The 7,479-nt window shown below is 74.9% G+C and carries 9 protein-coding genes; 4 read left to right on the top strand and 5 right to left on the bottom strand.

Translation table 11 applies throughout. From position 1 onward, the window contains the following. Both DZF91_RS31230 and DZF91_RS31225 read right to left on the bottom strand, forming a co-directional pair. Positions 1-382: RNA polymerase sigma factor (locus DZF91_RS31230; protein WP_268915990.1), on the bottom strand; the 382-nt coding region annotated here is incomplete at its 3' end. Between the two features lie 228 nt (positions 383-610). Then, the gene (locus tag DZF91_RS31225; RefSeq protein WP_117360665.1) at positions 611-1,432 is read right to left on the bottom strand and encodes a TrmH family RNA methyltransferase; all 822 of its coding nucleotides are present in this window, start codon (positions 1,430-1,432) and stop codon (positions 611-613) included. Between the two features lie 407 nt (positions 1,433-1,839). Here DZF91_RS31225 and DZF91_RS31220 point away from each other — a divergent pair, with 407 nt between their 5' ends. From DZF91_RS31220 to DZF91_RS31210, 3 genes are read left to right on the top strand one after another with little or no spacing between them, the layout of a single operon-like run. Continuing rightward, on the top strand, positions 1,840-2,658 hold the full coding sequence (locus DZF91_RS31220) for an RNA polymerase sigma-70 factor (protein ID WP_235834691.1): 819 nt from the start codon (positions 1,840-1,842) through the stop codon (positions 2,656-2,658). Between the two features lie 51 nt (positions 2,659-2,709). Continuing rightward, positions 2,710-3,615, top strand: coding sequence for a metalloregulator ArsR/SmtB family transcription factor (locus tag DZF91_RS31215; RefSeq protein WP_117360663.1), 906 nt, complete (start codon positions 2,710-2,712; stop codon positions 3,613-3,615). Continuing rightward, the gene (locus tag DZF91_RS31210; RefSeq protein WP_117360662.1) at positions 3,612-4,211 is read left to right on the top strand and encodes a dihydrofolate reductase family protein; all 600 of its coding nucleotides are present in this window, start codon (positions 3,612-3,614) and stop codon (positions 4,209-4,211) included. Before DZF91_RS31215 ends, DZF91_RS31210 begins: the two co-directional genes overlap by 4 nt. A 38-nt stretch (positions 4,212-4,249) precedes the next feature. Here the strand turns inward: DZF91_RS31210 and DZF91_RS31205 are convergent, their stop codons facing one another. Continuing rightward, the gene (locus DZF91_RS31205; protein WP_117360661.1) at positions 4,250-5,326 is read right to left on the bottom strand and encodes a winged helix DNA-binding domain-containing protein; all 1,077 of its coding nucleotides are present in this window, start codon (positions 5,324-5,326) and stop codon (positions 4,250-4,252) included. Between the two features lie 315 nt (positions 5,327-5,641). Here DZF91_RS31205 and DZF91_RS31200 point away from each other — a divergent pair, with 315 nt between their 5' ends. Further along, a complete protein-coding gene (locus tag DZF91_RS31200) occupies positions 5,642-5,860 on the top strand; it encodes an EF-hand domain-containing protein (protein WP_117360660.1) in 219 nt (72 codons plus the stop codon). Between the two features lie 257 nt (positions 5,861-6,117). On the opposite strand, the gene DZF91_RS31195 is transcribed toward DZF91_RS31200, so the two are convergent. Together DZF91_RS31195 and DZF91_RS31190 are read right to left on the bottom strand one after the other, a co-directional pair. Then, positions 6,118-6,708 (bottom strand): TrmH family RNA methyltransferase, encoded by a 591-nt coding sequence (locus DZF91_RS31195; RefSeq protein WP_117360659.1) that lies wholly within the window; start codon positions 6,706-6,708, stop codon positions 6,118-6,120. Next, a complete protein-coding gene (locus DZF91_RS31190; RefSeq protein WP_117360658.1) occupies positions 6,708-7,322 on the bottom strand; it encodes a class I SAM-dependent methyltransferase in 615 nt (204 codons plus the stop codon). The genes DZF91_RS31195 and DZF91_RS31190 overlap by 1 nt, the downstream gene beginning before the upstream one ends. Positions 7,323-7,479 lie beyond the last annotated feature (157 nt).

Genomic DNA, 7,479 nt, shown 5'->3' with positions numbered 1-7,479 from the left:
CGGCCAGGCCGCGGCCCGCCGCGCCGGCGCTGAGCCGGGCGTCGGCGGCGTCGGCGAAGGACTCGGTGACCGGGTCGGCGCCGGTGCGGGCCAGGGCGCGCAGGAGGCGGACCTCGTCGCGTCTGTGGCGGCGGACGAGGTTGGTGGCGATCCCGTACAGCCAGGGGCGTGCGTCGGGGCCGGCGGTGTCGAAGCGGCGGCGTTCGCGGAAGGCGACCAGGAACGTCTCGGCCACGATGTCCTCGGCGGGGCCGGGGCCCAGGCGGCGGGTGACGTAGCGGCCGATGGCCTGGGCGTGCCGGTGGAACAGCAGGGCGAAGCGCTCGGGTTCGCGGAGCGATTCGAGGATCACCGCGGCGTCCGCGGGCCGTTCGGGTCGCATTTCCAGCGGGTGGGTCGGTGGGGGGTCCGGGGGCCGTGTCTCTTTGGTGGCCCAGCCCAGACGGGGCATCTGCTGACCTCTCGTCGTCGGTCCTTACATTCGTGATTGCCCGAAGGGGGCCGCGTGGGTCCATCGGTGTTCGGGCGGGTGAATGTGGTGCCGGGCGAGGAGGGTCGGCGGAAGGGGGGGCCGGTGTCCCGCGAGGCGCGCGCGCCGCGCGGGGGGTTGTTAGGGGCGGCGGGTTCGTTGGCGGGTGGCCTCGTAGAGGGCGACGGTGGCGGCGTTGGCGGCGTTGAGGGAGCTGGCGGAGCCGCCGATGGGGATGCGGGACATGATGTCGCAGGCGTCGCGCCAGCCGGCGCTGAGTCCGTGGGTCTCGTTGCCGATGACCAGGAGGGTGGGGCGGGTGAGGTCGACGTCGGCGATGTCGCGGTCGCCGTGCTCGTCGGTGCCGACGATCTGGACGGGGCGGCCGTCGGCGTGCAGGGCGGCGGTCCAGTCGAGGACGTCGCGGTGGGAGCGGACGCGGACGACGGGCAGGGCGAGCAGGGAGCCGGTGGAGGCGCGGACGGCCTTGGGGTCGTAGGGGTCGGCGGCGTGGCCGGTGACGATGAGGCCGGCGCCGCCGAAGGCGTCCAGGGAGCGGATGAGGGTGCCGATGTTGCCGGGGCCGGTGGGGCGGTCGAACACGGCGCCGAGGAAGGTGGGGGTGACGGGGATGCGGGTGAGGTCGTCGGCGGGGAGTTCGACGACGGCGACGAGTTCGGGGGTCTGCTGTTCCTTGCCGCTGAGCTGGAGGAGCAGGTCGGGGGACATGGCGATGTGTTCGGCGTCGGTGCGGGCGAGGATGCCGGCGGCCCATCGGGACAGGGGGCGGTCGGCGTCGTGGATGAGGGCGCGGACGGGCCAGCCGTGTTCGACGGCGAGGGTGATGGGGCGGACGCCCTGGAGGAGGAACTCTCCGGCGCGCTGGCGTTTGTTCTGGTTGCGCAGGAGCGCTTCCCACTGCTGGAAGCGCGCGTTGGGGCGCGTGATGCGGGCAGCGGCCATGGTGGGTCCCCCGGGGGTGTCGCAGGTGGTCGGGCGCGCGCCAGTCTCCCACACGTGATCATGGTTGCCGGGGTGGTGGCGCGGCTCGGGGAGGTGCGCGCGGGTGGGGCGGTGAGGTGCGCCACAGGGTGTTATGTGGTGGGTCTGGCCGGTGTCTGTTTGCCGAGAGACCTCCGATGGCCGGTCGGGGTGAGGGTGAGAGGGGCGGCGGCATGAGCGAGCGGGACGGGTCGGGGCGGGGCGAGGGCGTGCGTGCCGTCGCGGGCGCGGCCGACCAGGACGCGACGGGCACGGCGGCACCGACGGACGCGGAGGGCGCGGAGGAGACGGCGGACGGTCCGGCGGCGGCGTGGGCGACCGAGGCGTTCGTCGCTCATCGCAACCTGCTGTTCACGGTGGCCTACGAGATGCTCGGTTCGGCGGCCGACGCCGAGGACGTCCTGCAGGAGACGTGGTTGCGGTGGGTGGGGGTCGAGGTGGGGCGGGTGCGGGACGCGCGGGCGTACCTGATCCGGATCACCACGCGGCAGGCGCTGAACCGGCTGCGGACGCTGGCGCGCCGCCGGGAGTCCTATGTGGGGCCGTGGCTGCCGGAGCCGGTGCTGACGGCTCCGGACGTGGCGGAGGACGTGGAGCTGGCGGAGAGCATGTCGATGGCGCTGATGCTGGTGCTGGAGACGTTGTCGCCGACCGAGCGGGCGGTGTTCGTGCTGCGGGAGGTGTTCGAGGTCGGGTACGAGGACATCGCGGAGGCGGTGGGGAAGAGTCCGGCGGCGGTGCGGCAGATCGCCTACCGGGCGCGGCGGCATGTGGACGCGCGGCGTCCGCGGCGGGTGGTGGGGGCGGGGGAGGCGCGTGCGGTGCTGGAGTCGTTCCGGCGGGCGCTGGAGACGGGGGATCTGGCGGGGTTGATGGACGTGCTCGCGCCGGACATCGTGCTGGTCGGGGACGGCGGTGGTGTGAAGCGGGCGGCGCTGCGTCCGGTGGTGGGCGCGGACCGGGTCGGCCGGTACATGGTCGGGGGGATCCGGCGGCACGGGCATGTGGTGACGACGCGGCACACGATGGTCAACGGGGCGCCGGCGCTGGTGGTGCGGGTGGACGGGGAGTTGGACGGGGTCATGGCGGTGCGGACCGAGGGCGGGCGGGTCACGGGCCTGTACTACGTCCGGAATCCGGCGAAGTTGACGCGGGTGGAGGTGGAGACGCCGGTGTCGCGGCACTGACCCGCGCCTATTCCTTGACACGAATATTCGTTTCGAGGAATACTCGGGGATATGGACGTTCTCGTGTCCGCGCTGGCCGACCCGGTCCGCCTGCGCCTGGTGGGCCTGCTCGCCGACCGGCCCCGCCCCGTCGGGGTGCTCGCGGGGCTGGCCGGCGCGCGGCAACCGCAGACCACCAAGCACCTGCAGACCCTCGAACGCGCGGGGCTGGTCACCTCCCGCCGGGTCGGGCAGCGCCGCATCTACGCGCTGCGCCCCGGGCCGCTGCGGGAACTGGCCGCCGAACTCGTCCGCCTGGCCGACCTCGCCGAACGCGCCGGCGGCCCCGCCGAACAGTACGAGCGGCACGCCCGCGCCATCGACGCCGAACGCCGCGCCGCCCGCGACCCCGGATGGGCCGACGGGCGCGTCTTCCGCTTCCGCCGTGCCCTGGCCGCGACCCCCGAGGAGGTGTGGCGGCACCTCACCGACGCGTCGCTGCTGGCGCGGTGGTGGACGCCGGACGCCCTGCGGATCTCGGAGCTGGTGTTCGAGGCGCGGCCGGGCGGACGGATCGTCCAGGAGTACCGCGACGCCGAGGACCTGGACGGCTCCGACGCGCCCGCCGGACGCGCCGAGGGCACCGTGGAGGACGTCCGGCCCGGGGAACTGCTGGCGTACCGGCTCGCGCCGCGCCTGCCCGGCGGTGGCGCGGCGTTCACCGCCCACGTCGAGATGCGCCTGCGCCCCACCGAAACCGGAACCGGAACCGAAACAGGAGCCGGAAGCGAAACCGGCGCGGGGACCGACCTGGATGTGGACTTCCGCGTCACCGGCAGCGCCGTCGAGGTCGAGGCCGCCGACTTCGTCGCGGGGATCGAGCTGGGTTTCGGGCAGAGCCTCGACCGGCTCGCCGCGACGCTCGCGCCCCACGAACGACACCGAACCGGAAACACCGACATGAGGAGCCAGTCATGACCGCCAGCACCGGACGCCGCGTCACCGCGAACCTCGGCATCACCCTGGACGGCCGCTACCACGGCCCCGGCGGGCCCGCCGACATCGCCTCGATCGTCCCCTACGCCACCACCGACACCGCGCGCGACCACCTCGTGCGCCTGGTCTCCGGCGCCACCACCGCCGTCCTCGGCCGCGGCAGCGCCGAGGGGTTCCTGCAGTACTGGCCGCCGGTCGCCGACGACGAGGACGCCGACCCCCGCGACCGCGCCTACGCGCGCTGGCTCACCGGCGTCGACAAGGTGGTGTTCTCCCGCACCCTCACCGAGGCGCCCTGGGAGCGGACCCGGCTGGTGGACGCGCCCGTCACCGACGTCGTCGCCGAGCTGAAGGCCGCCGGAGAGGGCGACATCCTGGTCAACACCAGCCCCAGCATCATCAAGCAGATGCTGGCGGCGGACCTGGTCGACCGGCTGTACCTGATGGTGTGCCCGGAGGTCGCCGGGGGCGGGGCGCGGCTGTTCGACGACGGCCTGCCCGCCACGAGGTGGACGCTGGTCCGGCAGGACACCGGCAAGCTCGGCGAGATGACCGTGGTCTACGACCGGGTCCGCTGACCCCGCCGGCCACGGCCCAGCGGCGCTATGGCCCCCGGCTACGGTCCGTCGAGGACGACGTCGCACGTCTCCCGCGGCGCCAGGAACGCACACAGCCGGGCGGCCTCCGCCAGCAGCGCGTCGCGGTCCGGCCGCCCCAGCGGGGTGAACGGCTCGACGCGCAGGACCCGGTCCTGGAGGCGCCAGGTGCCCTGCCACATGCCGTCGACCAGGAACGTGCCGGTGGTCGCGCCGTTGCCCGGCGGCAGCGGCACCGCGCGACCGTCGAGGATCACCCGGGTCCGGTCCCGGTGCGACAGCAGCAGGTTGTCGTAGGCGGGCAGGAACCGTGGTGGCGCGGGCGTGTCCCCGGCGGGGCGGGGCGCGTCCGGCAGGTCGTACAGGGTCTGCCCGTCCGGCCCGCGGAACGTCCGCAGGGGCAGCCGCTCCACCACCTCGCGCAGCCGCGTCAGCCCCGACCACACCTGCACGTCCGCGACCTGCGCCGGACCGAACGCCCCGAGGTAGCGCAGGACGAGCGCGTCCACCGGCACCGGGCGCAGCGGCGCGCCCAGGAAGTCCTGAACCGGCGCCCACGCCGCGCCGCCGCCGGCGCCCCACACCCCGCGCGGCGGGACCTGGCACAGGGCCAGACGGCGGGTCGCCGCGTGCGCCAGCGCCTCCGGTTCGGCGTCCGGCCACCGCTCGGCGAGCAGCGCGCCGAGCCGCCCGCGGGTGAGCGGACGCTCCCGCAGCAGGCGCCGGGCCTGCTCGGCCAGCGCGTCGGGGTCCACTCCGGGGAGCGTGTCGCGGAAGCGGCCGTTGAGGTGCGCGGCGTACAGGGAATGGAACAGCGGACGCCAGCCCAGGCAGTCACGCGCGCTGACCAGATGGACGGTGTTGCGCATCAGATGCAGCCGGACGACCCGGCGCTGCTCGGTCAGGGCCGACAGCTCGTCGGTGGTGAAGTCCCGCAGCCGGGTCCACAGCCCCACGTACGGGGCGAGCGGCGCCTGCGACTGCATGCCCGCCAGGTGCTCGACCATGTCGATCGCCGGGAGGTCCGCCCGTTCGAGCAGGTGCTGGCGGGCGAGCGTGGCGCGGTTGAGACCCCGCAGGGTCAGCACGTCGGTCATTCCACCGTTCCGAGAAGAAGGGGCTGAGGCACTGAGCGAGCGGCTGCTGCGCTCACGGAGCCAAGGCTAGGGACAGTAGAGGACGAGATCGTTCCTGCACTGCCGACAGGTCCAGGGAGAAGCGGAGACTTCCGCGCGGCTGCCGTGACTGCGGCCCTGCGGCCTGTCGGCTGCTGCCGCACGTGCTGTCGTCGCGGTTGTCGCGTCGGCCGCCGGCTCCCCGCATTCGGACGTTCCGGGGCGAAGCGGCGGTCCAGGCAGGGTGCTACGGTCGCTTGCCGACCACCAGTCACCTGGACGACAAGGGGAGGGCCGATGGCCGATCCGGAGCAGTACCGCGCGACGTTCGAGATGGTCGACGTCGACGGCGACGGGCAGATCTCACCGGCGGAGCTGAGGAACCTCATGCGCGCGCTCGGGCAGGACATCTCCGAGACCCGCGCGATCGAGGTGGTCGTGCAGGCCGACGGAGACCGCGACGGCCGGATCTCGCTGCCCGAGTTCGCGGCCCTGATGGAGACCTACACCGCCTGACCGCCGCACCCGCACCCGCACCCGCCACAGCACGTCGCGGGCCAGAGCCGGACGACGCCCGGACGACGCGCCCGCACGGCCACGCGACGCGGGCCGGGCGGCACCGCCACTCCGCGACCCCGTCCAGCAGCGTTGCGACGACCGCTTCTATCCAGGGGCCCCGGCGGGCGCTCGGCCGGACGTCGATGAGACCGCCGTCCGGCCCGGGACCGGGGCGGGACGGTCGGCGAAGCCGGGGGAGGGAAGCGGGAGCGGGGTCAGTCGGTGGGGGCGGCCCATTCGCGGCGGCGGGCCTCGGCGAGCGCCACGGCGGTCGCGACCGCCACGTTCAGCGACCCCACCCGCCCGACCTGCGGGATGTAGGCGACCGCGTCGGCGGCGGCGAGCAGCGCGGGGGAGCAGCCGTGGTCCTCGCCGCCGACCGCCAGGCACACGTCCCCGTCCAGCGGCGCCTCGTGCAGCGGGACGGCGTCGCCGGTGAGCTCCACCGCGACCAGCCGCAGCCCCTGCGCGCGGACCGCCGCGACCGCGTCGGCGACCGTCCCCGCGTGCTCCCACGGCACCAGCCGCTCGGTGCCCAGCGCGGTCTTGGCGACGTTGCGGTGGTCGGCGCTGATCGCGTTGCCCGCCAGCCACAGGCGCTCCACGCCGAACACCGCGGCGCTGCGGATGATCGACCCCATGTTGAACGGCTGGGTCACCGACTCCACCAGCAGCCCCAGCCGCCCGCCGGTGCGGCGCCGCCAGTCCCGGTTCAGCCGCTTGACGTCGGTGGGCCGCAGCTGCCGGCGCGCCGGCCGGCCGCCGTCGCCGGAACGGGCGGCGGAGGTGTCGCGTGCGGTGCTCATCAGAGGTGACCTTCCTGCGGACGGGCCGCGACGTGCAGGACCCGGTAGGCGGAGCGTGAGGCGATACGGCTGGTCGGGAACCCCTGCTGCTCCAGCCAGCGCTGCAGCGAGTCCGACCCCAGGTGCTTCTGCACGACCAGGTGCGCCGCGCCGTCCGGGGTGAGGCGCGGCAGCCAGGTCAGCAGCAGGTCGTGCAGGGCGGCCTTGCCGATGCGGATCGGCGGGTTCGACCACAGGGCGGTGAACCGCAGGCCGGGTTCGACGTCGCCGGGCAGCAGGAACCGGGCGTTGTCCACGCCCGCCGCCGCCGCGTTCTCCCGCGCCAGCTCCAGCGCCCGCTCGTTGACGTCCACGCCGACGACGTCCGCGCCGGGCGCCCGCCGGGCCATCGTCAGCGCGATCGGCCCGTAGCCGCAGCCGACGTCCAGCAGCGTCCCGTGGCCGGGGGGCGGCGGGACGGTCTCCAGCAGGATCCGCGTGCCCGGGTCGAGCCGGTCGGGGGAGAACATGCCCGAGTCGGTCCGCAGCCGCAGGTGCAGGTCGGGCAGGACGAGATCGACCGAGCGCGGGCGGCTCGGCGTCCCGGGCTTGGACGCGAAGTAGTGTTCCCCCACGTCGGGTGACCGTATCAGTGCCACGGGCACGCTCGTGACACGCGCACCACCCGTACCCCCGCCCCCGCGCCGCAGGTTCCGCGCGCCGACGGGCCGGGCGGGCTGACCGGGCCGGTCCGGGGGCGGCTGGGAGCGCGCGGCGACCGGGGTGCGCGCG

The sequence above is a fragment of the Actinomadura logoneensis genome (assembly GCF_003428695.1).
Classification (GTDB): Bacteria; Actinomycetota; Actinomycetes; order Streptosporangiales; family Streptosporangiaceae; genus Spirillospora; species Spirillospora logoneensis.
Note: the sequence above shows the minus strand (reverse complement) of the source record. Positions and strands in the feature narration are given on the sequence as shown.